Origin of the sequence: Pantoea sp. EKM21T (assembly GCF_011800405.1) — a bacterium.
Lineage (GTDB): Bacteria > Pseudomonadota > Gammaproteobacteria > Enterobacterales > Enterobacteriaceae > Pantoea > Pantoea agglomerans.
On the sequence record NZ_JAALFV010000019.1, the window covers coordinates 1 to 22,104 of the forward strand.

Annotated in this window: 38 protein-coding genes and 1 pseudogene; 35 read left to right on the top strand and 4 right to left on the bottom strand. The window is 50.7% G+C overall.

Going from position 1 to position 22,104, the window contains the following annotated elements:
- From tuf to bfr, 3 genes and pseudogenes are all read left to right on the top strand, one after another.
- Window positions 1–123, top strand: a pseudogene (gene tuf / locus HFD87_RS22465) (elongation factor Tu); the annotation flags it as partial.
- A 171-nt stretch (window positions 124–294) separates the two neighbouring features.
- Entirely contained in the window at window positions 295–489 is a 195-nt protein-coding gene (gene bfd / locus HFD87_RS22470) for a bacterioferritin-associated ferredoxin (RefSeq protein WP_167423951.1), read from the top strand.
- A 100-nt stretch (window positions 490–589) separates the two neighbouring features.
- A complete protein-coding gene (gene bfr / locus HFD87_RS22475; RefSeq protein ID WP_010253012.1) occupies window positions 590–1,063 on the top strand; it encodes a bacterioferritin in 474 nt (157 codons plus the stop codon).
- On the opposite strand, the gene HFD87_RS22480 is transcribed toward bfr, so the two are convergent.
- Entirely contained in the window at window positions 1,050–1,823 is a 774-nt protein-coding gene (locus tag HFD87_RS22480) for an A24 family peptidase (protein ID WP_163799524.1), read from the bottom strand. The two genes, bfr and HFD87_RS22480, sit on opposite strands and share 14 nt — an antisense overlap.
- Window positions 1,824–2,216: 393 nt before the next feature.
- Here HFD87_RS22480 and rpsJ point away from each other — a divergent pair, with 393 nt between their 5' ends.
- From rpsJ to HFD87_RS22640, 32 genes are all read left to right on the top strand, one after another.
- On the top strand, window positions 2,217–2,528 hold the full coding sequence (gene rpsJ / locus HFD87_RS22485) for a 30S ribosomal protein S10 (protein WP_001181005.1): 312 nt from the start codon (window positions 2,217–2,219) through the stop codon (window positions 2,526–2,528).
- 32 nt (window positions 2,529–2,560) lie between these two features.
- Window positions 2,561–3,190: a 50S ribosomal protein L3 gene (gene rplC / locus HFD87_RS22490; protein WP_003850712.1), complete on the top strand. Its 630-nt coding sequence runs from the start codon at window positions 2,561–2,563 to the stop codon at window positions 3,188–3,190.
- A gap of 10 nt (window positions 3,191–3,200) precedes the next feature.
- On the top strand, window positions 3,201–3,806 hold the full coding sequence (gene rplD, locus HFD87_RS22495; protein ID WP_003850711.1) for a 50S ribosomal protein L4: 606 nt from the start codon (window positions 3,201–3,203) through the stop codon (window positions 3,804–3,806).
- Entirely contained in the window at window positions 3,803–4,105 is a 303-nt protein-coding gene (gene rplW / locus HFD87_RS22500) for a 50S ribosomal protein L23 (RefSeq protein WP_003850708.1), read from the top strand. The genes rplD and rplW overlap by 4 nt, the downstream gene beginning before the upstream one ends.
- A 17-nt stretch (window positions 4,106–4,122) precedes the next feature.
- Window positions 4,123–4,944 carry a 50S ribosomal protein L2 gene (gene rplB / locus HFD87_RS22505; protein WP_008927137.1) on the top strand — a complete coding sequence of 274 codons (822 nt, stop codon included), beginning with the start codon at window positions 4,123–4,125 and terminating at the stop codon, window positions 4,942–4,944.
- Between the two features lie 16 nt (window positions 4,945–4,960).
- Window positions 4,961–5,239: a 30S ribosomal protein S19 gene (rpsS, locus tag HFD87_RS22510; protein ID WP_001138115.1), complete on the top strand. Its 279-nt coding sequence runs from the start codon at window positions 4,961–4,963 to the stop codon at window positions 5,237–5,239.
- A gap of 13 nt (window positions 5,240–5,252) precedes the next feature.
- Entirely contained in the window at window positions 5,253–5,585 is a 333-nt protein-coding gene (gene rplV / locus HFD87_RS22515; RefSeq protein WP_008927136.1) for a 50S ribosomal protein L22, read from the top strand.
- 17 nt (window positions 5,586–5,602) lie between these two features.
- Window positions 5,603–6,301 (top strand): 30S ribosomal protein S3, encoded by a 699-nt coding sequence (gene rpsC, locus HFD87_RS22520; protein ID WP_009087585.1) that lies wholly within the window; start codon window positions 5,603–5,605, stop codon window positions 6,299–6,301.
- A 12-nt stretch (window positions 6,302–6,313) separates the two neighbouring features.
- Window positions 6,314–6,724, top strand: coding sequence for a 50S ribosomal protein L16 (gene rplP, locus HFD87_RS22525; RefSeq protein ID WP_008927134.1), 411 nt, complete (start codon window positions 6,314–6,316; stop codon window positions 6,722–6,724).
- Window positions 6,724–6,915, top strand: coding sequence for a 50S ribosomal protein L29 (gene rpmC / locus HFD87_RS22530; RefSeq protein ID WP_003850146.1), 192 nt, complete (start codon window positions 6,724–6,726; stop codon window positions 6,913–6,915). The genes rplP and rpmC overlap by 1 nt, the downstream gene beginning before the upstream one ends.
- Window positions 6,915–7,169, top strand: a complete 255-nt coding sequence (rpsQ, locus tag HFD87_RS22535; RefSeq protein ID WP_003850147.1) for a 30S ribosomal protein S17 — start codon at window positions 6,915–6,917, stop codon at window positions 7,167–7,169. Before rpmC ends, rpsQ begins: the two co-directional genes overlap by 1 nt.
- Window positions 7,170–7,527: 358 nt before the next feature.
- Window positions 7,528–8,880, top strand: coding sequence for an 8-oxoguanine deaminase (locus HFD87_RS22540; protein ID WP_167423948.1), 1,353 nt, complete (start codon window positions 7,528–7,530; stop codon window positions 8,878–8,880).
- Between the two features lie 248 nt (window positions 8,881–9,128).
- Complete coding sequence (rplN, locus tag HFD87_RS22545) at window positions 9,129–9,500, top strand: 50S ribosomal protein L14 (RefSeq protein ID WP_006120590.1); 372 nt, start codon at window positions 9,129–9,131, stop codon at window positions 9,498–9,500.
- Between the two features lie 10 nt (window positions 9,501–9,510).
- Window positions 9,511–9,825, top strand: a complete 315-nt coding sequence (gene rplX, locus HFD87_RS22550) for a 50S ribosomal protein L24 (protein WP_003850150.1) — start codon at window positions 9,511–9,513, stop codon at window positions 9,823–9,825.
- Window positions 9,826–9,839: 14 nt separating this feature from the next.
- Window positions 9,840–10,379: a 50S ribosomal protein L5 gene (rplE, locus tag HFD87_RS22555; protein ID WP_003850155.1), complete on the top strand. Its 540-nt coding sequence runs from the start codon at window positions 9,840–9,842 to the stop codon at window positions 10,377–10,379.
- A gap of 14 nt (window positions 10,380–10,393) precedes the next feature.
- Window positions 10,394–10,699 carry a 30S ribosomal protein S14 gene (gene rpsN / locus HFD87_RS22560; RefSeq protein WP_008927132.1) on the top strand — a complete coding sequence of 102 codons (306 nt, stop codon included), beginning with the start codon at window positions 10,394–10,396 and terminating at the stop codon, window positions 10,697–10,699.
- A 32-nt stretch (window positions 10,700–10,731) separates the two neighbouring features.
- Window positions 10,732–11,124 (top strand): 30S ribosomal protein S8, encoded by a 393-nt coding sequence (rpsH, locus tag HFD87_RS22565; RefSeq protein ID WP_003850158.1) that lies wholly within the window; start codon window positions 10,732–10,734, stop codon window positions 11,122–11,124.
- A 13-nt stretch (window positions 11,125–11,137) separates the two neighbouring features.
- On the top strand, window positions 11,138–11,671 hold the full coding sequence (gene rplF / locus HFD87_RS22570) for a 50S ribosomal protein L6 (protein WP_003850161.1): 534 nt from the start codon (window positions 11,138–11,140) through the stop codon (window positions 11,669–11,671).
- Between the two features lie 9 nt (window positions 11,672–11,680).
- The gene (gene rplR, locus HFD87_RS22575) at window positions 11,681–12,034 is read left to right on the top strand and encodes a 50S ribosomal protein L18 (RefSeq protein ID WP_003850163.1); all 354 of its coding nucleotides are present in this window, start codon (window positions 11,681–11,683) and stop codon (window positions 12,032–12,034) included.
- A gap of 14 nt (window positions 12,035–12,048) precedes the next feature.
- A complete protein-coding gene (gene rpsE / locus HFD87_RS22580) occupies window positions 12,049–12,549 on the top strand; it encodes a 30S ribosomal protein S5 (RefSeq protein WP_003850164.1) in 501 nt (166 codons plus the stop codon).
- A gap of 5 nt (window positions 12,550–12,554) precedes the next feature.
- On the top strand, window positions 12,555–12,734 hold the full coding sequence (gene rpmD, locus HFD87_RS22585) for a 50S ribosomal protein L30 (protein WP_003850166.1): 180 nt from the start codon (window positions 12,555–12,557) through the stop codon (window positions 12,732–12,734).
- Between the two features lie 3 nt (window positions 12,735–12,737).
- Window positions 12,738–13,172: a 50S ribosomal protein L15 gene (gene rplO, locus HFD87_RS22590; protein WP_003850168.1), complete on the top strand. Its 435-nt coding sequence runs from the start codon at window positions 12,738–12,740 to the stop codon at window positions 13,170–13,172.
- A 7-nt stretch (window positions 13,173–13,179) separates the two neighbouring features.
- Entirely contained in the window at window positions 13,180–14,511 is a 1,332-nt protein-coding gene (secY, locus tag HFD87_RS22595) for a preprotein translocase subunit SecY (protein ID WP_003850175.1), read from the top strand.
- A 32-nt stretch (window positions 14,512–14,543) separates the two neighbouring features.
- A complete protein-coding gene (rpmJ, locus tag HFD87_RS22600; RefSeq protein WP_010252805.1) occupies window positions 14,544–14,660 on the top strand; it encodes a 50S ribosomal protein L36 in 117 nt (38 codons plus the stop codon).
- Between the two features lie 146 nt (window positions 14,661–14,806).
- Window positions 14,807–15,163: a 30S ribosomal protein S13 gene (gene rpsM / locus HFD87_RS22605; protein WP_003850176.1), complete on the top strand. Its 357-nt coding sequence runs from the start codon at window positions 14,807–14,809 to the stop codon at window positions 15,161–15,163.
- Between the two features lie 16 nt (window positions 15,164–15,179).
- Window positions 15,180–15,569: a 30S ribosomal protein S11 gene (rpsK, locus tag HFD87_RS22610; RefSeq protein ID WP_004160563.1), complete on the top strand. Its 390-nt coding sequence runs from the start codon at window positions 15,180–15,182 to the stop codon at window positions 15,567–15,569.
- A gap of 33 nt (window positions 15,570–15,602) precedes the next feature.
- Window positions 15,603–16,223: a 30S ribosomal protein S4 gene (gene rpsD, locus HFD87_RS22615; protein ID WP_008927131.1), complete on the top strand. Its 621-nt coding sequence runs from the start codon at window positions 15,603–15,605 to the stop codon at window positions 16,221–16,223.
- Between the two features lie 25 nt (window positions 16,224–16,248).
- Complete coding sequence (gene rpoA / locus HFD87_RS22620) at window positions 16,249–17,238, top strand: DNA-directed RNA polymerase subunit alpha (RefSeq protein WP_003850179.1); 990 nt, start codon at window positions 16,249–16,251, stop codon at window positions 17,236–17,238.
- Window positions 17,239–17,278: 40 nt separating this feature from the next.
- Window positions 17,279–17,665 (top strand): 50S ribosomal protein L17, encoded by a 387-nt coding sequence (rplQ, locus tag HFD87_RS22625; RefSeq protein ID WP_003850180.1) that lies wholly within the window; start codon window positions 17,279–17,281, stop codon window positions 17,663–17,665.
- 96 nt (window positions 17,666–17,761) lie between these two features.
- A complete protein-coding gene (locus tag HFD87_RS22630) occupies window positions 17,762–18,133 on the top strand; it encodes a DUF1992 domain-containing protein (RefSeq protein WP_010252768.1) in 372 nt (123 codons plus the stop codon).
- Window positions 18,134–18,550 carry a Zn(2+)-responsive transcriptional regulator gene (gene zntR, locus HFD87_RS22635; protein ID WP_010252765.1) on the top strand — a complete coding sequence of 139 codons (417 nt, stop codon included), beginning with the start codon at window positions 18,134–18,136 and terminating at the stop codon, window positions 18,548–18,550.
- A 59-nt stretch (window positions 18,551–18,609) separates the two neighbouring features.
- Entirely contained in the window at window positions 18,610–18,843 is a 234-nt protein-coding gene (locus tag HFD87_RS22640; RefSeq protein ID WP_010252762.1) for an alternative ribosome-rescue factor A, read from the top strand.
- Here the strand turns inward: HFD87_RS22640 and mscL are convergent, their stop codons facing one another.
- The 3 genes from mscL to rsmB all read right to left on the bottom strand — a co-directional run bounded on the left by mscL (window position 18,844) and on the right by rsmB (window position 22,075).
- Complete coding sequence (mscL, locus tag HFD87_RS22645) at window positions 18,844–19,254, bottom strand: large-conductance mechanosensitive channel protein MscL (RefSeq protein WP_022625142.1); 411 nt, start codon at window positions 19,252–19,254, stop codon at window positions 18,844–18,846.
- A gap of 124 nt (window positions 19,255–19,378) precedes the next feature.
- Window positions 19,379–20,755, bottom strand: coding sequence for a Trk system potassium transporter TrkA (gene trkA / locus HFD87_RS22650; RefSeq protein WP_010252756.1), 1,377 nt, complete (start codon window positions 20,753–20,755; stop codon window positions 19,379–19,381).
- A gap of 18 nt (window positions 20,756–20,773) precedes the next feature.
- Complete coding sequence (gene rsmB, locus HFD87_RS22655) at window positions 20,774–22,075, bottom strand: 16S rRNA (cytosine(967)-C(5))-methyltransferase RsmB (RefSeq protein WP_167423949.1); 1,302 nt, start codon at window positions 22,073–22,075, stop codon at window positions 20,774–20,776.
- Window positions 22,076–22,104 lie beyond the last annotated feature (29 nt).

Below are 22,104 nucleotides of genomic sequence, written 5' to 3' on the forward strand. Positions count from 1 at the left end.
GACAACATCAAAATGGTTGTTACCCTGATCCACCCAATCGCAATGGACGAAGGTCTGCGCTTCGCAATCCGCGAAGGCGGCCGTACCGTTGGCGCGGGTGTTGTTGCTAAAGTTATCGCTTAATTGTGATATCTGCTGTGGCTGTGTAAATGGCCACTGCAACACAGTAAAAAGAGCACTTCGGTGCTCTTTTTTTTTGCTCTGAAAACGCCATAACCCTGCAAAGGGTGGGTTTGAAATAAAAACGATTCGCATTTACACTATGTACAGAAAATGTACCCGAGTGATGAATCAATGTACGTCTGCCTGTGTAATGCCATCAGTGATAAAACCCTTCGTGAAGTCGTGCGTCGCTATCAGCCCAAATCTATTCAGCAACTGCGCCAGCTTGTGCCGGTCGGCAAGCAATGCGGCAAATGCATTCGTACTGCGCGTGAAATTATGGATGAAGAGATGCAGCATGCACCACTCTACAAAGAGATAGCCTGACCGACGATCGGTGCGTGAATACCCACAATATCTGTCGCGTTTTTTTGACTTCTTTTTAACCACATCTACGCTCTAATAAACCAGGCGCGGAGGGTTAACAATGAAGGGCGATATCAAAGTTATCAGTCATCTCAACAAACTGCTTGGAAATGAACTGGTTGCTATCAATCAGTACTTTCTTCATGCGCGCATGTTCAAAAACTGGGGTCTGACGCGCCTCAATGATGTGGAATACCATGAATCAATCGATGAGATGAAACATGCCGATAAATATATTGAGCGTATTCTTTTCCTTGAAGGGATCCCAAATCTTCAGGATCTGGGACGGCTCCGTATCGGTGAAGATGTTGAAGAGATGCTGAGTTCAGACCTGAATCTGGAGCTGGAGGGCGCGAAAGACCTTCGTGAAGCTATCTCCTATGCTGACAAAGTGCATGACTATGTCAGCCGTGACATGATGATTGAAATCCTGGCTGATGAGGAACATCACATCGACTGGATTGAAACGGAACTTGAGTTAATCCAGAAGATGGGCATCCAGAACTATCTGCAGGCTCAAATCAAACAAGAGTGAATCGGGTCTGCAGTACTATCGCTACCCAGCCCGCAATGGCCAGGAAAGGGCCAAACGGCAGCGGGCTGTCCCCCTGAATAAAACCCCGCAGTTGCAGCATCACGATCGACGTCAGCGCCATAACGGTGGCACCCAACGCAATCCAGGGTAATGCCTGCCAGCCACAGCAGGCACCTAACGCTGCGAAGAGCTTGATATCGCCATAACCTAATCCCTCGTACCCCCGCATCTGCCGATAGCTCCAGGCGAGCAGCCACAACGCACAGTAGCCCGCCACAGCACCCCATATCGCCGTTGTTTCGGTTCCGGACAGCGTGGCATGGAATAATCCAGACCAGATCAGCAGATAATTGAGCGGGTCAGGTATACAGAAGTGGCGACGATCGATGGCAGCCACGAGCAGCAAGAGGCCGGAGGCAGTAATAATAAAAATAGCCTCCGCAGAGTGGTCAAAACTCTGCAGCACCAGCAGGCACAGAAGGGCAAACAGCCATTCAATGACAACGCTTTCTGCGCCGAACGCGCGATGACAGAAGCGACACCGCCCTTTTAAGCCAGGCCAGCTTATTAACGGCAGCGCATCTCGCCACAGCAGGCGCTGCTGGCAATGATTACAGTGCGAACCCGGAAAGCAGAGTAGGGCAAACCATTGAGCGGGTGAGAGGGCGGGGGTGAAGCGCTGGCTGGTCAGCGAAAGAAAGCTTCCCAATGCACCTCCGCCTGCGAGTGCAGCAATGTGAGTTATCAGAGTGGGCGACATGATTATGCTCCGGACGAAAGGTTAGATGCACTCTCGTGGGCAACGGGTTCTGTGTCACCTATGAATGAAGAAGGGCGGAAACAGACTCACAACTGAATAACTGATTTATCAGCGATACGGCAGTGCAATGCGACGCACGCTTCACGAACCGGCCACAATTTAATGGGTAAAACCTCAACACGGGTTGCTTCCTGAACAGATTTACGTATAATGCGCGGGCCTGCAGATATTGCAGGCGCGATTCGAGCAGAATCGCAGACGGCTGAAATTTAGGCCGCCTGACAATACTCCCAATTGTGGAGTTATATGCTGAACGATTACACTCTCCCATCAATCGTAATGGGCTCGAGTAGTAATTTTTTTCGTCTATAAAAAGTTTGGAGCTCTGGTCTCATGCAGAACCAAAGAATCCGTATCCGTCTTAAAGCGTTTGATCATCGTCTGATCGATCAATCAACCGCGGAAATCGTTGAGACCGCCAAGCGCACTGGTGCGCAGGTTCGTGGTCCAATCCCGCTGCCAACCCGCAAAGAGCGTTTTACTGTTCTGATCTCTCCGCACGTTAACAAAGATGCGCGTGATCAGTACGAAATCCGCACTCACAAGCGTCTGGTAGACATCGTTGAGCCAACTGAAAAAACCGTTGATGCTCTGATGCGTCTGGATCTGGCTGCCGGTGTTGACGTGCAGATCAGCCTGGGTTAATCAGGTCATCGAGCGATTGAGAGGTTGAAACAATGATTGGTTTAGTCGGTAAAAAAGTGGGCATGACCCGCATCTTCACTGAAGATGGCGTTTCTATCCCCGTCACCGTAATCGAAGTTGAAGCGAACCGCGTTACTCAGGTCAAAGGCCTGGAAAACGATGGTTACCAGGCAATTCAGGTTACCACCGGTGCTAAAAAAGCAAACCGTGTGACCAAACCTGAAGCTGGTCATTTTGCTAAAGCTGGCGTTGAAGCTGGCCGTGGCCTGTGGGAATTCCGCACTGCTGAAGGTGAAGAATACTCTGTAGGTCAGAGCATCAGCGTTGAGATTTTCGCTGAAGTTAAGAAAGTTGACGTAACCGGTACCTCTAAAGGTAAAGGTTTCGCCGGTACCGTTAAGCGCTGGAACTTCCGTACCCAGGACGCTACTCACGGTAACTCCTTGTCTCACCGCGTTCCGGGTTCTATCGGTCAGAACCAGACTCCGGGCAAAGTGTTCAAAGGCAAGAAAATGGCAGGTCAGCTGGGTAATGAGCGCGTAACCGTTCAGAGTCTGGACGTAGTACGTGTTGACGCTGAGCGCAACCTGCTGCTGGTTAAAGGTGCAGTTCCCGGTGCTACCGGTAGCGACCTGATCGTTAAACCAGCTGTGAAGGCGTAAGGGGATAGCAATGGAATTAGTATTGAAAGACGCGCAGAGCGCGCTGACTGTTTCCGAAACTACCTTCGGTCGTGATTTCAACGAAGCGCTGGTTCACCAGGTTGTTGTTGCTTACGCATCTGGCGCCCGCCAGGGTACTCGCGCGCAGAAAACTCGCGCCGAAGTAACCGGTTCAGGCAAAAAGCCATGGCGTCAAAAAGGCACCGGCCGTGCGCGTGCAGGTTCTGTAAAGAGCCCAATCTGGCGTTCAGGTGGTGTGACCTTTGCTGCGAAGCCGCAGGACCACAGTCAAAAAGTTAACAAAAAGATGTACCGCGGCGCGCTGAAAAGCATCCTGTCCGAACTGGTACGTCAAGATCGTCTGATCGTTGTCGAATCATTTGCTGTAGAAGCACCGAAAACCAAGCTGCTGGTACAGAAACTGAAAGACATGGCTCTGGAAGACGTGCTGATCATCACCGGTGAACTGGATGAGAATCTGTTCCTGGCTGCGCGCAACCTGTACAAGGTTGACGTACGTGATGCATCCGGTATCGACCCAGTTAGCCTGATCGCCTTCGACAAAGTCGTTATGACTGCTGATGCAGTTAAGCAAGTTGAGGAGATGCTGGCATGATCCGTGAAGAACGTCTGCTGAAAGTACTGCGCGCGCCGCACGTATCTGAAAAAGCATCTAGCGCGATGGAAAAAACCAATACCATCGTTCTCAAAGTTGCTAATGACGCGACCAAAGCAGAGATCGTTGCTGCTGTTGAGAAACTGTTCGAAGTAGAAGTTAAAGACGTAAACACCCTGGTAGTTAAGGGCAAAGTTAAGCGTCAAGGACAGCGTATCGGTCGTCGTAGCGACTGGAAAAAAGCTTACGTCACCCTGAAAGAAGGCCAGAATCTGGACTTCGCTGGCGGCGCTGAGTAAGTCGGAGGAGAAAGACAATGGCAGTTGTTAAATGTAAACCGACATCTCCGGGTCGTCGCCATGTAGTTAAAGTGGTAAACGCGGAGCTGCACAAGGGCAAACCATTTGCCCCGCTGGTAGAAAAAAACAGCAAATCCGGTGGCCGTAACAACAATGGTCGTATCACTACCCGTCATATCGGTGGTGGTCACAAGCAGGCTTATCGTATTGTTGACTTCAAACGCAACAAAGACGGTATCCCGGCAGTTGTTGAACGTCTTGAGTACGATCCGAACCGCTCTGCGAACATCGCACTGGTTCTGTACAAAGACGGCGAGCGCCGTTACATCCTGGCCCCTAAAGGCCTGAAAGCCGGCGACCAGATCCAATCTGGCGTTGATGCTGCGATTAAAGCAGGTAACACTCTGCCGATGCGTAACATCCCGGTGGGTTCAACCGTGCATAACGTAGAAATGAAACCAGGCAAAGGCGGTCAGATTGCTCGCTCAGCCGGTGCTTACGTGCAGATCGTTGCGCGTGAAGGTTCTTACGTTACCCTGCGTCTGCGTTCAGGTGAAATGCGTAAAGTCGAGTCTGACTGCCGCGCAACACTGGGCGAAGTCGGCAACGCTGAGCATATGCTGCGCGTTCTGGGTAAAGCTGGTGCAGCCCGTTGGCGTGGTGTTCGTCCTACCGTTCGTGGTACCGCGATGAACCCAGTTGATCACCCGCACGGTGGTGGTGAAGGTCGTAACTTTGGTAAGCACCCGGTAACTCCGTGGGGCGTTCAGACCAAAGGTAAGAAGACCCGTAGCAACAAGCGTACCGATAAGTTTATCGTACGTCGCCGTAGCAAATAATATTAGAGGATAAGCCATGCCACGTTCTCTCAAGAAAGGTCCTTTTATTGACCTGCACTTGCTGAAGAAGGTAGAGAAAGCGGTGGAAAGCGGTGACAAGAAGCCTTTGCGCACTTGGTCCCGTCGTTCAACGATCTTTCCTAACATGATCGGTTTGACCATCGCTGTCCATAATGGTCGTCAGCACGTTCCTGTCTTTGTTTCCGACGAAATGGTTGGTCACAAACTGGGTGAATTCGCGCCGACACGTACTTATCGCGGTCACGCGGCTGATAAAAAAGCCAAGAAGAAATAAGTAGGAGGAAGAGATGGAAACTTTAGCTCAACATCGCCACGCTCGTTCTTCTGCTCAGAAGGTTCGCCTTGTTGCTGACCTGATTCGCGGTAAGAAAGTGTCGCAGGCACTGGACATTTTGACCTACACCAATAAGAAAGCGGCTGTACTGGTCAAAAAAGTTCTGGAATCTGCCATTGCTAACGCCGAACACAACGATGGCGCTGATATCGACGATCTGAAAATCACGAAAATTTTCGTTGATGAAGGTCCGACCATGAAACGCATTATGCCGCGTGCCAAAGGTCGTGCAGATCGCATCCTGAAGCGCACCAGCCACATTACTGTGGTTGTGTCCGATCGCTGAGACTCTGGAGACTAGCAATGGGTCAGAAAGTACATCCTAATGGTATTCGCCTGGGTATTGTAAAACCATGGAACTCTACCTGGTTTGCGAACACCAAAGAATTCGCTGACAACCTGGACAGCGATTTTAAAGTACGTCAGTTTTTGACTAAAGAACTGGCTAAAGCATCTGTCTCTCGTATCGTTATCGAGCGTCCAGCGAAGAGCATCCGTGTGACTATTCACACCGCTCGTCCGGGCATCGTTATCGGTAAGAAAGGCGAAGATGTAGAAAAACTGCGCACGGTCGTCGCGAATATCGCTGGCGTTCCTGCACAGATTAATATCGCCGAAGTCCGCAAGCCGGAACTGGACGCGAAACTGGTAGCTGACAGCATCACTTCACAGCTGGAGCGTCGTGTGATGTTCCGTCGTGCTATGAAGCGTGCAGTTCAGAACGCCATGCGTCTTGGCGCGAAGGGTATTAAAGTCGAAGTTAGCGGCCGTCTGGGTGGCGCCGAGATCGCACGTACCGAATGGTATCGTGAAGGTCGCGTGCCATTGCACACACTGCGTGCTGACATTGACTACAACACCTCTGAAGCGCACACCACTTATGGTGTAATCGGCGTTAAGGTATGGATCTTCAAAGGTGAGATCCTGGGTGGTATGGCTGCTGTTGAACAACCGGAACCGGCTGCTCAACCTAAAAAGCAGCAGCGTAAAGGCCGTAAGTAAGGAGAGTCGCTGATGTTACAACCAAAGCGTACGAAATTCCGTAAAGTGCACAAAGGCCGTAACCGCGGTCTGGCTGCGGGTACGGATGTCAGCTTCGGTACTTTCGGTCTGAAAGCTGTTGGCCGTGGTCGTCTGACTGCTCGTCAGATCGAAGCAGCACGTCGTGCTATGACCCGTGCAGTTAAGCGTCAAGGTAAGATCTGGATCCGAGTATTCCCGGACAAACCGATCACCGAGAAGCCGCTGGAAGTGCGTATGGGTAAAGGTAAGGGTAACGTAGAGTATTGGGTTGCCCTGATCCAGCCTGGTAAAGTCCTGTATGAAATGGACGGCGTACCAGAAGAGCTGGCCCGTGAAGCATTCAAGCTGGCAGCAGCAAAACTGCCTATCAAAACCACCTTTGTAACTAAGACGGTGATGTAATGAAAGCAACTGAGCTGCGTGAAAAAAGCGTTGAAGAGCTGAACACTGAGCTGCTTAATCTGCTGCGTGAGCAATTTAACCTGCGCATGCAGGCAGCATCTGGCCAACTGCAGCAGACTCATCTGCTGAAACAGGTTCGCCGTGATGTTGCACGCGTTAAGACTTTACTGACTGAGAAGGCGGGTTCGTAATGACCGATAAAATCCGTACTCTGCAGGGTCGTGTAGTAAGTGACAAAATGCAGAAATCTGCAGTTGTTGCTATCGAACGTTTCGTGAAACACCCGATCTACGGCAAATTCATTAAACGTACGACCAAGCTGCACATCCATGACGAGAACAATGAATGTGGAATTGGTGACGTGGTAGAAATCCGCGAATGCCGTCCACTGTCCAAGACTAAATCCTGGACCCTGGTTCGCGTAATCGAGAAAGCTGTTCTGTAATAAGAATTGTTTTTTCTGAGGAAACCCTCTGCTTCGGCAGGGGGTTTTTTTTTGCCTGCGATTCGGGCTTGATCCATTTGTGCCCGTGGCAATACGGATTTGATGGTGCTCAAAAATTCAGGGATTTGCAGGGATTAAGCTGCCTCTCTTCAGGCGAGGTGGTCTGAAAGCGCCAGGCTATAAACGCCGGGGTTATCATAACTGTACAAGGAAATGTGCCGTGAAAATGGAGAGTCATGACCGCTTACGCCGGTCACTGTTAAAATTGCCACTGTTAGCTGCGTTACCTGCGATTAGCTCTGCCAAAAGCTTGCCGCTATTATCGGGTAACACACAACCACTACCCACAGGCAATAGCATGGAACGAACTCTGTTACTGAAGAATGCTGAATGTGTGGTCTGCATGGATGCTGACCGTCGGGAAATAGGTAACGCCTCTATTCTGATAAAAGGAAATAAGATCGTTGCAGTCGGGGAAGCACGCTTGTTACCTGATAGCGCGGATGAGATCATCGATCTGCGAGGACACATTGTCATCCCTGGCCTGATCAATACGCATCACCACATGTATCAGAGCCTGACCCGCGCTATTCCTGCAGTGCAAAACGGCGAGCTCTTTAACTGGCTAACCCACCTCTATCCACTGTGGCAGAATCTGACGCCTGAGATGATTCATATCTCAACACAGATCTCTATGGCTGAGTTAATGCTCTCCGGCTGCACCACCACCAGTGACCATCTCTACGTCTACCCGAATGGCTGTAAGCTTGACGACAGTATTGAGGCTGCAGCCTTAATGGGCATGCGTTTCCATGCGAGCCGGGGCAGCATGAGCGTCGGTAAGTCCCTGGGTGGCTTACCACCCGATGCACTGGTAGAGGATGAAGCCGCCATTCTTAAAGATACGCAGCGTGTGATTGAGCGCTACCATGATGACAGCCACGGTTCGATGTTACGCATCGTGGTTGCGCCATGTTCGCCGTTTTCAGTCAGCCGTGAGCTGATGAAGCAATCCGCAGCGATGGCACGCAGCTTCAACGTCTCAATGCACATCCATCTGGCGGAGAACGACAGCGATATCCGTTATAGCCGTGAAAAATTCAATATGACGCCAGCACAGTATGTTGAAGACCTCGGCTGGGTAGGACCGGATGTCTGGCATGCACACTGCGTCAAACTGGATCAGCATGGCATAGAACTCTTTGCACGTACCGGTACCGGCGTCGCGCACTGTCCCTGCTCGAACATGCGTCTCGGTTCCGGTATTGCGCCGATACGCCATATGTGTGATGCCGGCGTACACGTGGGTATGGGTGTGGATGGCTCAGCCTCCAATGACAGCTCAGACATGATGGCCGAAGTTCGTCAGGCGATGCTGCTGCAACGCGTTGGCTTCGGCCCGGATGCGATGACGGCACGTCAGGCACTGGAACTGGCGACGCTGGGTGGAGCAAAGGTGCTAAACCGCGATGATGTAGGCACCATTGCGCCGGGCATGATGGCCGATCTGGCCATTTTTGACCTGAATAGAATTGGACTTGCCGGGGCAGGGCACGATCCTGTCGCCGCCCTGGTGTTCTGTAATCCGGGACAGGTTGCCTATAGCATCATTAACGGAAAAGTCCGGGTACGGGACGGACAAGTGGCCGGAATTGAACTGCCAGCCGTGTTGCGTCAGCATAACCAACTGGCCAGGAAACTGGCTGATTGAGTCAGAAGGGCACTTTATTTGGGAGGCGACGAAAAATAAGGCAGATTACATTTGCTACTGTTCGCACTATTCCCTAGAATACGCCCTCCCTGTCATCAGGGGAAATCAGCGGCTCGATTGAGAGCCGTTTATTTTTTCTACCCATCTGTGAGAACCGGTGTTACAATGCCGCGCCCTCAATTATGGGGCTTTCTAACGACCTGAGGTTTAGGTCCCGAAGTAGTAGTTGACATTAGCGGAGCACTAAAATGATCCAAGAACAGACTATGCTGAACGTCGCCGACAACTCCGGTGCACGTCGCGTAATGTGTATCAAGGTTCTGGGTGGCTCGCACCGTCGCTACGCAGGCGTCGGTGACATCATCAAAGTTACCATCAAGGAAGCAATTCCGCGTGGTAAAGTCAAAAAAGGTGATGTCCTGAAGGCGGTAGTGGTGCGCACCAGGAAGGGTGTTCGTCGCCCGGACGGTTCTGTCATTCGCTTCGATGGTAATGCATGCGTTATTCTGAACAATAACAGTGAGCAGCCTATCGGTACGCGTATTTTTGGGCCGGTAACTCGTGAACTTCGTACTGAAAAGTTCATGAAAATTATCTCTCTGGCACCAGAAGTACTCTAAGGAGCGAACAATGGCAGCTAAAATCCGTCGTAACGACGAAGTTATCGTGTTAACCGGTAAAGATAAAGGTAAGCGCGGTAAAGTTAAGAATGTCCTGTCTTCTGGTAAGGTCATCGTTGAAGGTATCAACCTGGTGAAGAAACATCAGAAGCCGGTTCCGGCTCTGAACCAACCAGGTGGCATCGTTGAAAAAGAAGCTGCTATTCAGGTTTCTAACGTTGCACTGTTCAACGCGGCAACTGGTAAGGCTGACCGTGTAGGCTTTAGATTCGAAGACGGCAAAAAAGTCCGTTTCTTCAAGTCTAACAGCGAAACTATCAAGTAATTTGGAGTAGTACGATGGCGAAACTGCATGATTACTACAAAGACGAAGTAGTCCAGAAACTCATGACAGAGTTTGGCTACAATTCTGTCATGCAAGTCCCTCGGGTCGAGAAGATCACCCTGAACATGGGTGTTGGTGAAGCGATCGCTGACAAGAAACTGCTGGATAACGCAGCAGCTGACCTGGCAGCAATCTCCGGTCAAAAACCGCTGGTCACCAAAGCACGCAAATCAGTTGCAGGCTTCAAAATCCGTCAGGGCTATCCGATCGGCTGTAAAGTAACTCTGCGTGGCGAGCGCATGTGGGAGTTCTTTGAGCGTCTGGTCACCATTGCTGTTCCACGTATCCGTGACTTCCGTGGCTTGTCCGCTAAGTCATTCGATGGTCGTGGCAACTACAGCATGGGTGTACGTGAGCAGATCATCTTCCCAGAAATCGACTACGACAAAGTCGATCGCGTTCGTGGTTTGGATATCACCATTACCACTACTGCGAAATCTGATGATGAAGGCCGTGCTCTGCTGGCTGCCTTTGACTTCCCGTTCCGTAAGTAAGGTAGGGTTACTTAATGGCTAAGCAATCTATGAAAGCACGCGAAGTTAAGCGTGCAAAATTAGCAGACAAATTCTTCGCTAAACGCGCTGAACTGAAAGCGATCATCTCTGATGTGAACGCTTCCGACGAAGATCGTTGGGATGCTGTTCTGAAGCTGCAGAGTCTGCCGCGTGATTCCAGCCCTTCGCGTCAGCGTAACCGCTGCCGTCAAACAGGTCGTCCGCACGGTTTCCTGCGGAAGTTTGGGTTGAGCCGTATCAAGGTCCGCGAAGCCGCCATGCGCGGTGAAATCCCGGGCCTGAAAAAGGCTAGCTGGTAATTGTCACCAATTGAATCACGGGAGTAACACAGATGAGCATGCAAGATCCGATCGCGGATATGCTGACCCGTATCCGTAACGGTCAGGCCGCAAACAAAGTTGCGGTCACCATGCCTTCCTCCAAGCTGAAATTGGCAATTGCCAACGTTCTGAAGGAAGAAGGATATATTGAAGATTTCAAAATCGAAGGCGACATCAAGCTGGAACTGGAACTTACTCTCAAGTATTTCCAGGGCAAAGCTGTTGTAGAAAGCATTCAGCGAGTAAGCCGTCCTGGTCTGCGCATCTATAAGAAAAAAGATGAGCTGCCAAAGGTAATGGCTGGTATGGGCATCGCTGTAGTTTCTACATCTAAAGGTGTCATGACTGATCGTGCAGCGCGCCAGGCAGGTCTTGGTGGCGAAATTATCTGCTACGTAGCGTAATCGGAGGATACATATGTCTCGTGTTGCTAAAGCACCTGTCGTTGTTCCTGCCGGCGTAGAGGTAAAACTCAACGGTCAGGTAATTTCGATTAAAGGTAAAAACGGCGAGCTGACTCGTACTATCAATGATGCTGTTGAAGTTAAGCATGCTGACAACGCTCTGACTTTCGCTCCGCGCGAAGGTTTCGTTGACGGCTGGGCGCAGGCGGGTACTTCTCGCGCGCTGCTTAACGCAATGGTAATCGGTGTTACCGAAGGCTTCACTAAGAAGCTGCAGCTGGTTGGTGTAGGTTATCGTGCAGCCGTTAAAGGCGACGTGGTTAACCTGTCTCTGGGCTTTTCTCATCCAGTCGATCACCAGCTGCCCGCGGGTATCACTGCAGAATGTCCAACTCAGACTGAGATCGTGCTGAAAGGCGCTGATAAACAGCTGATTGGTCAGGTTGCAGCGGACTTGCGCGCCTACCGTCGTCCTGAGCCTTATAAAGGCAAGGGTGTCCGTTACGCCGACGAAGTCGTGCGTACCAAAGAGGCTAAGAAGAAGTAAGGTAACACTATGGATAAGAAATCTGCTCGTATCCGTCGTGCGACCCGTGCACGTCGCAAGCTCAAAGAGCTGGGTGCTACTCGCCTGGTGGTACATCGTACCCCGCGTCATATTTACGCACAGGTAATCGCCCCGAACGGTTCCGAAGTTCTGGTCGCTGCTTCTACTGTAGAAAAAGCTATCACTGAACAACTGAAGTATACCGGTAATAAAGAAGCCGCAGCTGCAGTAGGTAAAGCTATCGCAGAACGCGCAATCGAAAAAGGCATCACTGGTGTTTCTTTCGACCGTTCCGGTTTCCAATATCATGGTCGCGTCCAGGCACTGGCAGATGCTGCCCGTGAAGCTGGCCTTCAGTTCTAAGGTAGAGGTCTAAGATGGCACACATCGAGAAACAAGCTGGCGAACTGCAGGAAAAACTGATCGCGGTAAACCGTGTTTCTAAAACTGTTAAAGGTGGTCGTATCTTCTCCTTCACAGCACTGACTGTGGTAGGCGATGGTAATGGTCGCGTAGGTTTTGGTTACGGTAAAGCGCGTGAAGTTCCAGCAGCGATCCAGAAAGCGATGGAGAAAGCCCGTCGCAACATGGTTAACGTCGCGCTGACCAACGGCACCCTGCAGCACCCAGTTAAAGGTGCACACACGGGTTCCCGCGTGTTCATGCAGCCGGCTTCAGAAGGTACCGGTATTATTGCCGGTGGTGCAATGCGCGCCGTTCTGGAAGTCGCTGGAGTTCATAACGTACTGGCAAAAGCCTATGGTTCTACTAACCCGATTAACGTGGTTCGTGCAACTATCGACGGCCTGGGCAATATGAAATCTCCGGAAATGGTCGCTGCTAAGCGTGGTAAATCCGTTGAAGAAATTCTGGGGTAATCACGATGGCTAAGACTATTAAAATCACTCAAACCCGTAGTTCAATCGGCCGCTTGCCTAAGCATAAAGCCACTCTGGTTGGCCTGGGTCTGCGTCGTATTGGCCACACCGTTGAGCGTGAAGACACGCCTGCAGTACGCGGTATGGTTAACGCGGTTTCCTATATGGTTAAAGTGGAGGAGTAAGAGATGCGTTTAAATACTCTGTCTCCGGCCGAAGGGTCTAAGCACGCTACCAAGCGTCTGGGTCGTGGTATCGGTTCTGGCCTCGGAAAAACCGGTGGTCGTGGTCACAAAGGTCAGAACTCACGTTCTGGCGGTGGCGTACGTCGCGGTTTCGAAGGTGGTCAGATGCCTCTGTACCGTCGTCTGCCGAAGTTCGGTTTCACCTCTCGCAAAGCAATGATCACAACAGAGATTCGTCTGTCTGATCTGGCGAAAGTTGAAGGCGGTATCGTCGACCTGAACGCGCTGAAAGCAGCCAACATTGTCGGTGTTCAGATTGAATTCGTTAAAGTAATTCTGTCTGGTGAAGTTTCTACACCGGTAACGGTTCGCGGTCTGCGTGTCACCAAAGGTGCACGTGCTGCAATCGAAGCTGCTGGCGGTAAAATCGAGGAATAAGTAGCAGATGGCTAAACAACCGGGATTAGATTTTCAAAGTGCCAAGGGTGGCTTTGGTGAGCTGAAACGCAGACTGCTGTTTGTAATCGGCGCACTCATTGTCTTCCGTATTGGCTCTTTTATTCCAATCCCTGGTATTGATGCCACTGTACTTGCCAAACTGCTTGAGCAACAGCGTGGCACCATCATTGAAATGTTTAACATGTTCTCTGGTGGTGCTCTGAGCCGTGCTTCTATCTTCGCACTGGGCATCATGCCGTATATTTCGGCATCGATTATCATCCAGTTATTAACGGTGGTTCATCCAGCGTTAGCGGAAATTAAGAAAGAAGGGGAGGCTGGCCGTCGTAAGATTAGCCAGTACACCCGATACGGTACGTTGGTATTGGCTATATTTCAGTCGATCGGTATTGCTACCGGTCTGCCGAATATGCCAGGGATGCAAGGCCTGGTAATGAATCCAGGCTTTGCTTTCTACTTTACCGCTGTTGTGAGTCTGGTCTCAGGAACGATGTTCCTGATGTGGCTGGGCGAACAGATTACTGAACGTGGTATCGGTAACGGTATTTCGATCATTATCTTCGCAGGTATCGTTGCGGGTCTCCCGCCGGCCATTGGCCATACCATCGAGCAAGCGCGGCAAGGCGACCTGCACTTCCTTCTGTTGCTGTTGGTTGCAGTACTCGTATTCGCAGTGACCTTCTTTGTTATCTTTGTTGAACGTGGTCAACGCCGCATTGTGGTGAACTACGCAAAACGTCAGCAAGGTCGTCGCGTTTACGCTGCACAGAGCACACATTTACCGTTGAAAGTGAACATGGCAGGCGTCATTCCAGCCATCTTTGCTTCCAGCATTATTCTGTTCCCGGCAACGATTGCATCGTGGTTTGGGGGCGGTACCGGTTGGAACTGGCTGACAACAATTTCGCTGTATTTGCAGCCAGGACAGCCGCTTTATGTGCTACTCTATGCGACTGCAATCATCTTCTTCTGTTTCTTCTATACGGCGTTGGTTTTCAACCCACGTGAAACAGCAGATAACCTGAAGAAGTCTGGTGCATTCGTACCGGGAATTCGTCCGGGAGAGCAAACGGCGAAGTATATTGATAAAGTAATGACGCGATTGACCTTAATCGGCGCTCTCTACATTACGTTTATCTGCCTTATCCCGGAGTTCATGCGTGATGCGATGAAGGTTCCCTTCTACTTTGGCGGTACTTCACTGCTTATCGTAGTTGTCGTCATCATGGACTTTATGGCTCAAGTGCAAACTCTGATGATGTCAAGTCAGTACGAGTCGGCACTGAAGAAAGCTAACCTGAAAGGCTACGGCCGTTAATTCAGTTGGTTGAGAAGTTACGGAGAGTAAAAATGAAAGTTCGTGCTTCCGTCAAGAGATTATGTCGTAACTGCAAAATCATTCGTCGCGACGGTGTCGTCCGTGTGATCTGCAGCGCCGAGCCAAAGCATAAACAGCGCCAAGGCTGATTTTGTCACATATTTTTCTTGCAAAGTCGGGTTGAGCTGGCTAGATTAGCCAGCCAATCTTTTGTATGTCAGTGCGTTTCCATTTGAGTATCCTGAAAACGGGCTTTTCAGCATGGGACGTGCTTGTTTAATTATAGGAGTGCATAGTGGCCCGTATAGCAGGCATTAACATTCCTGATCAAAAACATACCGTTATCGCATTAACTTCGATCTTCGGTATCGGTAAAACTCGTTCTAAAGCCATCTGCGCTTCAACGGGTATTGCTGAAAATGTTAAGATCAGTGAGCTGTCTGAAGAACAAATTGATCAGCTGCGTGATGCAGTTGCGAAATTCGTTGTAGAAGGTGATCTGCGCCGTGAAATCACCCTGAGCATCAAGCGTCTTATGGACCTTGGTTGCTACCGTGGTTTGCGCCATCGTCGTGGTCTTCCGGTTCGCGGTCAGCGTACTAAGACCAACGCACGTACCCGTAAGGGTCCGCGTAAACCGATCAAGAAATAATCGGGGTGAGTAAATAATGGCAAAGGCACCAGTTCGTGCACGTAAGCGTGTAAGAAAACAAGTCTCAGATGGCGTGGCTCATGTCCATGCTTCTTTTAACAACACCATCGTTACCATTACTGATCGTCAGGGTAACGCACTGGGTTGGGCAACCGCCGGTGGTTCCGGTTTCCGCGGTTCACGTAAATCCACTCCGTTTGCTGCTCAGGTCGCTGCAGAGCGCTGTGCAGAAGCGGTAAAAGATTACGGAATTAAGAACCTGGAAGTTATGGTAAAGGGTCCGGGTCCAGGTCGCGAATCTACGATTCGTGCTTTGAACGCCGCTGGTTTCCGCATCACTAATATTACTGATGTGACTCCGATCCCTCATAACGGTTGTCGTCCGCCGAAAAAACGTCGCGTATAACGCCCGTTTTTTTAGGATAGTTGGAGAAAGAAAATGGCAAGATATTTGGGTCCTAAGCTCAAGCTGAGCCGTCGTGAGGGCACTGACTTATTCCTTAAGTCTGGCGTTCGCGCGATTGATTCCAAGTGTAAGATTGAACAAGCCCCTGGTCAGCATGGTGCGCGTAAACCGCGTCTGTCTGATTACGGCGGTCAGTTACGTGAAAAGCAAAAAGTTCGTCGTATCTACGGCGTGCTGGAGCGTCAGTTCCGTAACTATTATAAAGAAGCAGCTCGTCTGAAAGGCAACACCGGTGAAAACCTGTTGGCTCTGCTGGAAGGTCGTCTGGACAACGTAGTTTATCGTATGGGCTTTGGTGCCACTCGTGCAGAAGCACGTCAGCTGGTTAGCCATAAGTCTGTTCTGGTAAATGGCCGCGTTGTTAACATCGCTTCTTATCAGGTATCTCCGAATGATGTCGTTAGCATCCGTGAGAAAGCCAAAAAGCAATCTCGCGTGAAGGCCGCTCTGGAGCTGGCTGAGCAGCGTGAAAAGCCAACCTGGCTGGAAGTTGATGCGACTAAGATGGAAGGTGTGTTCAAGCGTATTCCTGAACGTACTGATCTGTCTGCGGACATTAACGAACACCTGATCGTCGAGCTTTACTCCAAGTAAGGCTTAGTACCAAAGAGAGGACACAATGCAGGGTTCTGTGACAGAGTTTCTAAAACCGCGCCTGGTAGATATCGAGCAAGTGAGTTCGACGCACGCCAAGGTGACCCTTGAGCCTTTAGAGCGTGGCTTTGGCCATACTCTTGGTAACGCACTGCGCCGTATTCTGCTTTCATCCATGCCGGGTTGCGCGGTGACCGAGGTTGAAATTGATGGTGTACTTCATGAGTACAGCACCAAAGAGGGAGTACAGGAAGATATCCTGGAAATCCTGCTCAACCTGAAAGGGCTGGCGGTAAGAGTTCAGGGGAAAGATGAAGTTATTCTGACCTTGAATAAATCTGGCATTGGCCCTGTGACTGCAGCCGACATTACCCATGATGGTGATGTCGAAATCGTCAAGCCTCAGCATGTCATTTGCCATCTGACCGATGAGAACGCTGCTATCAGCATGCGTATCAAAGTTCAGCGTGGTCGTGGCTATGTGCCGGCTTCTGCCCGAATTCATTCGGAAGAAGATGAGCGCCCAATCGGCCGCCTGTTAGTTGACGCTTGCTACAGCCCTGTAGACCGTATCGCCTACAATGTTGAAGCAGCGCGTGTAGAGCAGCGCACCGACCTGGACAAGCTGGTCATCGAAATGGAAACCAACGGCACAATCGATCCTGAAGAGGCGATTCGTCGTGCGGCAACCATTCTGGCAGAACAACTTGAAGCTTTCGTTGACTTACGTGATGTACGTCAGCCGGAAGTTAAAGAAGAGAAACCAGAATTCGATCCGATCCTGCTGCGCCCTGTTGACGATCTGGAATTGACTGTCCGCTCTGCTAACTGCCTTAAGGCAGAAGCTATCCACTACATCGGTGATCTGGTACAGCGTACCGAGGTTGAGCTGCTTAAAACGCCTAACCTTGGTAAAAAATCTCTTACCGAGATTAAAGATGTGCTGGCTTCGCGTGGTCTTTCTCTGGGCATGCGCCTCGAGAACTGGCCGCCAGCAAGCATTGCTGATGAATAATCAGATCACAGGTTAAGGTTTCACTGAGAAGGATAAGGTCATGCGCCATCGTAAGAGTGGTCGTCAACTGAACCGCAACAGCAGCCATCGTCAGGCTATGTTCCGCAACATGGCCGGTTCTCTGGTTCGTCATGAGATCATCAAAACGACTCTGCCGAAAGCCAAAGAACTGCGTCGCGTAGTTGAGCCGCTGATTACTCTTGCCAAGACCGACAGCGTAGCTAATCGTCGTCTGGCATTCGCCCGTACTCGTGATAACGAGATCGTGGCAAAACTGTTTAATGAGCTGGGCCCGCGTTTCGCGAGCCGTGCCGGTGGTTACACTCGTATTCTGAAGTGTGGCTTCCGTGCTGGTGACAACGCTCCGATGGCTTACATCGAGCTGGTTGATCGTCCAGAAGCTCAAGCAGAAGCAGCCGCAGAGTAATCTGTAGCAACGTAAAAAACCCGCTTCGGCGGGTTTTTTATTGCCTGAAATTTACTACCTTAGAGCTTACTCTTTTCATGTTCAAAGGAGCTAACTATGTGGCTGGTTGATGAACTTGCTGAACAGCACATCAAAGCGGCGCTGGAAAAAGGCGAGCTGAGTAATCTTCCCGGCTCTGGTAAGCCGCTGCAGCTGGATGATGACAGTCATGTTCCGCCTGAGTTAAGAGCGGGCTACCGTTTACTGAAAAATGCGGGCTTTCTGCCGCCGGAGCTTGAGCTCAGACGTGAAGCCATGGAAGTTAACGATCTTATTCGCAACCTCGATCCTGCGGATCAAAATTATCAGGATCATTGCCATCGGCTTCAGGTGCTGGAGCTAAGATTACGCCAGGCGGGTATAAGTACCGATTTTCTCCATGGCAGTTATTCCACTGCTATTCAGCATCGTTTCCGCGAGGAGGAGTAAATGTTTCGCATCGGTCAGTTAGCTAAGCTTGCGGAGGTGACGCCAGATACTATCCGTTTTTATGAAAAGCAGCAGATGATGGATCATGATGGTCGGACGGAAGGTGGTTTTCGCCTTTACAGCGAGGGCGATCTTCAGCGTCTGAAATTTATTCGTTATGGTCGTAAACTGGGTTTCAGTCTGGAAGCGATCAGAGAGCTACTTTCGATCCGGGTTGATCCTGCGCACCACACCTGTCAGGAATCAAAAGCGATCGTTGAAAAACGGCTGAGCGAAGTTGCTCAGATGATCGCAGAATTAGAAACGATGCAGCGTTCTCTGCGACACCTTTCCGATGCCTGTTGTGGTGACAGTCACAGTAGCATTTCGTGCTCAATTCTTGAGGCGCTGGAGCGGGGAGAGGCTTCGAGCAAATAAGCATATTGTTATTTTGCTGCAAAGGAATAGAGTATCAGACCATCTCAACAGGAGGCGTCATGAGTAAATATCAGCACACCAAAGGGCAAATCCGCGATAACGCGATTCAGGCTCTGTTACACGACCCACTATTTCGGCAACGCATAGAGCAGAAGCAAAAGGGTAAAGGTAGTTTCAAGCGGAAAGAGAAACATGGCAAGGGGACTGGATGGGAGGGCAGTGATAAGAAAGCGTCTTATCACTGCCCTTCTGCTTTTACGGTTAAAAAAACCGCCTGTGCGGCGGCTTATTAACTAGACCCGGGTATTCTGCTGTTTCAGCAGATCGCGGATTTCAGTCAGCAGAACTTCTTCGTTTGACGGTTTAGCAACTGGCTTCTCTACTTCTTTTTTCTTGTACAGACGATTCATTAACTTGATCGCCATAAAGATTGCGAAAGCGATGATGACAAAATCGAAGATGGTCTGAAGGAAGATACCGTACTGCATTACAACGGCTGGAGCATCACCAACTGCAGGCTTAAGTACCCAGGCGAATGATTTAAAATCGACACCACCAATCAGTAAGCCTAAAGGCGGCATAATGATGTTGGCGACTAACGATGAAACAATTTTACCGAATGCAGCACCGATGATGACACCGACGGCTAAATCCATCACATTGCCGCGCATTGCGAAATCGCGAAACTCTTTGATTAAACTCATACTTATCTCCTTGCCCAAGCCAATGCCATAAAGTCTAACAAACCCTACTGGTTTTGCCATCAACACAGCGAATTAAGCGGCAGTTTTGCGTTCCTTGTGTTCTGTTCGCCTATAAACGCGGCATTTACAGGAAAAATGGACTCGGCTGGAAGAGACGTTCCACATCTGATACAAACTTCTTGTCGGTCAGGAACATGATGACATGATCACCTTGTTCAATTCGCAGGTTATCATTGGCAATCATCACATCGTCTCCACGAACCACTGCGCCAATAATGGTGCCTGGCGGTAGTTTGATATCATCAATGGAGCGGCCGACCACGCGTGAAGTTGATTCGTCTCCGTGCGCTATCGCTTCGATCGCTTCTGCAATACCGCGTCGTAGCGATGAAACGCCCACGATATCCGCTTTGCGCACATGACCAAGCAGGGCAGAGATCGTGGCCTGCTGAGGTGAAATAGCGATATCGATAACGCTGCCTTGTACCAGATCGACGTAGGCGCGGCGCTGAATCAGCACCATAACCTTCTTCGCCCCCATCTTTTTTGCCAGCATGGCTGACATAATATTGGCTTCATCATCGTTGGTGACGGCGATAAAGAGATCAACCTGATCAACATGTTCTTCAGCGAGAAGTTCCTGATCTGACGCATCGCCATAAAAGACGACTGTGTCGTGAAGATGCTCTGCCAGTTCTGCTGCGCGCTGGGGGTTACGTTCAATCAGCTTCACGCTGTAATTTTTCTCAAGTTTTTGTGCCAGACCGAAACCGATATTACCGCCACCTACCAGCATAATCCGTTTATAAGGTTTCTCCAGCCGCTGCATTTCACTCATTACCGCACGAATGTTCTGACTGGCTGCAATGAAAAAGACTTCATCACCCGCTTCTACGATGGTTGAACCCTGCGGGCGAATGGGGCGATCCTGACGAAATATAGCGGCTACGCGGGTATCAATGTGTGGCATATGCTCACGCATGATCGATAGCGGATTTCCTACCAGTGGCCCGCCATAATAAGCTTTCACCACGGCGAGGCTGACTTTGCCTTCAGCAAAGTTGACGACCTGCAATGCGCCAGGGTACTGGATTAAACGATAGATATTGTCGATCACCAGCTGTTCAGGCGAGATCAGGTGATCGATAGGCACCGCTTCAGGAATAAATAATTTGTCCGCATCACGCAGATAATCGGCCGCGCGAATACGGGCGATACGATTCGGCGTATTGAAAAGCGAATAAGCAATCTGACAGGCAATCATGTTGGTTTCATCGGAGTTGGTTACGGCAACCAGCATGTCGGCATCTTCTGCACCCGCCTCACGTAAAATGCGTGGATGAGAACCATGACCCTGCACGACGCGAAGATCGAACTTATCCTGCAGGTGACGCAGGCGTGAAGAGTCGGTATCAACCACCGTGATATCGTTGTTTTCACCCACCAGATTTTCTGCCAGGGTTCCGCCAACCTGTCCTGCGCCCAGAATGATTATTTTCATCGCTTATCAATACTCATTTCAGTTTGTACCCGATTTTTTTATCAGCTTAGCGTAGAAGAAACCATCTCCGCCCTCGGCTTCCGGGAATACCTGTAAGCCGTTCGCGGGCGCATCTCTGAGGGGCTCTGCCTGCGCATCATGCTGGCGCTGCAGGAAAGCATCTATCTGCTGATGATTCTCTTCAGGCAGGATGGAGCAGGTGGCATAAATCAGTGTACCGCCAGGTTTCAGGTGCGGCCAGATAGCATCAAGAATTTCACCCTGAAGCTTTGCCAGCTCGGCGATATCCCGATCGCGACGCAGCCACTTAATATCAGGATGGCGTCGGATCACACCGGTAGCAGAGCAGGGCGCATCCAGCAGAATACGGTCAAACTGACGAACGCCGCACCACTGTTGCGGCGTTCGTCCATCACCCTGTTTCACGTCTGCTTTCATACCCAGTCGCTGCAGATTCTCATTTACGCGTTTAAGACGCTGCGCATCCACGTCGACGGCCATAACTTCGGCCTGAGGCGCGATTTCAAGGATATGGGTCGTTTTACCGCCGGGCGCAGCGCATAAATCCAGAATCTGTTCGCCGTTTTGGGGCTCAAGCAGCAAGGCACAGCGCTGAGCAGATAAATCCTGCACGGTAACCCAACCCTGATCAAAGCCTGGTAGCTGGCTGACCGGGGCAGGGGCGTCAAGCCGCAGCGCATCCGGCACATCGACAGCAGGCTGTGCATTCCTGCCGCTTTCGGCCAGCATAGCCAGCCACGTGTCACGATCGTGGTGCTGGCGATTAACCCGCAGCCACATCGGCGGACGCAGATTATTTGCTTCGACAATCTGTTGCCATTGTTCCGGCCAGGCATGCTGTAAACGCTTTAGCAGCCATCCGGGATGCAGATAGCGTTGCGGGCCATCCTGAACAGTGGCGAGCAGCTCTTCCCGCTGACGCTGAAACTGGCGTAATACGCCATTTAATAAGCCTTTCATACTGGTGCGCTTCAGTACTTCGGCGCCCGCGACGGTTTCTGCCAGTGCGGCATGGGCAGGCACACGGGTATATTCCAGCTGATAAAGCCCGACCATGATCAGATAGTGCAGAACCCGCTGTTTGCCGGTAAGTGGACGCTCCATCAGTTTGCCAATCAGCGCTTCCAGCTGCGGTAATGTGCGCAATACGCCAAAACAGATCTCCTGCACTAATGCGCTATCTTTGTCAGAGAGCTTTTTCTGGGCGGCTGGCAGTGCCGTATTCAGGGATTCGCCCTTGTCGACCACACGCTCAATAAGTTGAGCCGAGAGGCTACGCAGGTTGATAGATTTAGTCATAGGGTTTTGTCATCAAACAAAAGGCCCGG

Excerpts from the sequence above, each read along its gene's own strand:
- rplW (WP_003850708.1), top strand. The coding sequence starts at position 3,803 with ATGATCCGTGAAGAACGTCTGCTGAAAGTACTGCGCGCGCCGCACGTA.
- rpsE (WP_003850164.1), top strand. The coding sequence starts at position 12,049 with ATGGCACACATCGAGAAACAAGCTGGCGAACTGCAGGAAAAACTGATC.
- rplV (WP_008927136.1), top strand. The coding sequence starts at position 5,253 with ATGGAAACTTTAGCTCAACATCGCCACGCTCGTTCTTCTGCTCAGAAG.
- mscL (WP_022625142.1), bottom strand. The coding sequence starts at position 19,254 with ATGAGTTTAATCAAAGAGTTTCGCGATTTCGCAATGCGCGGCAATGTG.
- rplX (WP_003850150.1), top strand. The coding sequence starts at position 9,511 with ATGGCAGCTAAAATCCGTCGTAACGACGAAGTTATCGTGTTAACCGGT.
- rplD (WP_003850711.1), top strand. The coding sequence starts at position 3,201 with ATGGAATTAGTATTGAAAGACGCGCAGAGCGCGCTGACTGTTTCCGAA.
- rpsS (WP_001138115.1), top strand. The coding sequence starts at position 4,961 with ATGCCACGTTCTCTCAAGAAAGGTCCTTTTATTGACCTGCACTTGCTG.
- bfd (WP_167423951.1), top strand. The coding sequence starts at position 295 with ATGTACGTCTGCCTGTGTAATGCCATCAGTGATAAAACCCTTCGTGAA.
- rpsD (WP_008927131.1), top strand. The coding sequence starts at position 15,603 with ATGGCAAGATATTTGGGTCCTAAGCTCAAGCTGAGCCGTCGTGAGGGC.
- zntR (WP_010252765.1), top strand. The coding sequence starts at position 18,134 with ATGTTTCGCATCGGTCAGTTAGCTAAGCTTGCGGAGGTGACGCCAGAT.
- secY (WP_003850175.1), top strand. The coding sequence starts at position 13,180 with ATGGCTAAACAACCGGGATTAGATTTTCAAAGTGCCAAGGGTGGCTTT.
- rpsN (WP_008927132.1), top strand. The coding sequence starts at position 10,394 with ATGGCTAAGCAATCTATGAAAGCACGCGAAGTTAAGCGTGCAAAATTA.
- rpsH (WP_003850158.1), top strand. The coding sequence starts at position 10,732 with ATGAGCATGCAAGATCCGATCGCGGATATGCTGACCCGTATCCGTAAC.
- rsmB (WP_167423949.1), bottom strand. The coding sequence starts at position 22,075 with ATGACTAAATCTATCAACCTGCGTAGCCTCTCGGCTCAACTTATTGAG.
- bfr (WP_010253012.1), top strand. The coding sequence starts at position 590 with ATGAAGGGCGATATCAAAGTTATCAGTCATCTCAACAAACTGCTTGGA.
- trkA (WP_010252756.1), bottom strand. The coding sequence starts at position 20,755 with ATGAAAATAATCATTCTGGGCGCAGGACAGGTTGGCGGAACCCTGGCA.
- rplC (WP_003850712.1), top strand. The coding sequence starts at position 2,561 with ATGATTGGTTTAGTCGGTAAAAAAGTGGGCATGACCCGCATCTTCACT.
- rpmJ (WP_010252805.1), top strand. The coding sequence starts at position 14,544 with ATGAAAGTTCGTGCTTCCGTCAAGAGATTATGTCGTAACTGCAAAATC.
- HFD87_RS22480 (WP_163799524.1), bottom strand. The coding sequence starts at position 1,823 with ATGTCGCCCACTCTGATAACTCACATTGCTGCACTCGCAGGCGGAGGT.
- HFD87_RS22640 (WP_010252762.1), top strand. The coding sequence starts at position 18,610 with ATGAGTAAATATCAGCACACCAAAGGGCAAATCCGCGATAACGCGATT.
- rpsQ (WP_003850147.1), top strand. The coding sequence starts at position 6,915 with ATGACCGATAAAATCCGTACTCTGCAGGGTCGTGTAGTAAGTGACAAA.
- rplO (WP_003850168.1), top strand. The coding sequence starts at position 12,738 with ATGCGTTTAAATACTCTGTCTCCGGCCGAAGGGTCTAAGCACGCTACC.
- rplR (WP_003850163.1), top strand. The coding sequence starts at position 11,681 with ATGGATAAGAAATCTGCTCGTATCCGTCGTGCGACCCGTGCACGTCGC.
- rpsJ (WP_001181005.1), top strand. The coding sequence starts at position 2,217 with ATGCAGAACCAAAGAATCCGTATCCGTCTTAAAGCGTTTGATCATCGT.
- rplF (WP_003850161.1), top strand. The coding sequence starts at position 11,138 with ATGTCTCGTGTTGCTAAAGCACCTGTCGTTGTTCCTGCCGGCGTAGAG.
- rplQ (WP_003850180.1), top strand. The coding sequence starts at position 17,279 with ATGCGCCATCGTAAGAGTGGTCGTCAACTGAACCGCAACAGCAGCCAT.
- rpoA (WP_003850179.1), top strand. The coding sequence starts at position 16,249 with ATGCAGGGTTCTGTGACAGAGTTTCTAAAACCGCGCCTGGTAGATATC.
- rpsK (WP_004160563.1), top strand. The coding sequence starts at position 15,180 with ATGGCAAAGGCACCAGTTCGTGCACGTAAGCGTGTAAGAAAACAAGTC.
- rplE (WP_003850155.1), top strand. The coding sequence starts at position 9,840 with ATGGCGAAACTGCATGATTACTACAAAGACGAAGTAGTCCAGAAACTC.
- rpmD (WP_003850166.1), top strand. The coding sequence starts at position 12,555 with ATGGCTAAGACTATTAAAATCACTCAAACCCGTAGTTCAATCGGCCGC.
- rplN (WP_006120590.1), top strand. The coding sequence starts at position 9,129 with ATGATCCAAGAACAGACTATGCTGAACGTCGCCGACAACTCCGGTGCA.
- rpmC (WP_003850146.1), top strand. The coding sequence starts at position 6,724 with ATGAAAGCAACTGAGCTGCGTGAAAAAAGCGTTGAAGAGCTGAACACT.
- rpsC (WP_009087585.1), top strand. The coding sequence starts at position 5,603 with ATGGGTCAGAAAGTACATCCTAATGGTATTCGCCTGGGTATTGTAAAA.
- rplB (WP_008927137.1), top strand. The coding sequence starts at position 4,123 with ATGGCAGTTGTTAAATGTAAACCGACATCTCCGGGTCGTCGCCATGTA.
- HFD87_RS22540 (WP_167423948.1), top strand. The coding sequence starts at position 7,528 with ATGGAACGAACTCTGTTACTGAAGAATGCTGAATGTGTGGTCTGCATG.
- HFD87_RS22630 (WP_010252768.1), top strand. The coding sequence starts at position 17,762 with ATGTGGCTGGTTGATGAACTTGCTGAACAGCACATCAAAGCGGCGCTG.
- rplP (WP_008927134.1), top strand. The coding sequence starts at position 6,314 with ATGTTACAACCAAAGCGTACGAAATTCCGTAAAGTGCACAAAGGCCGT.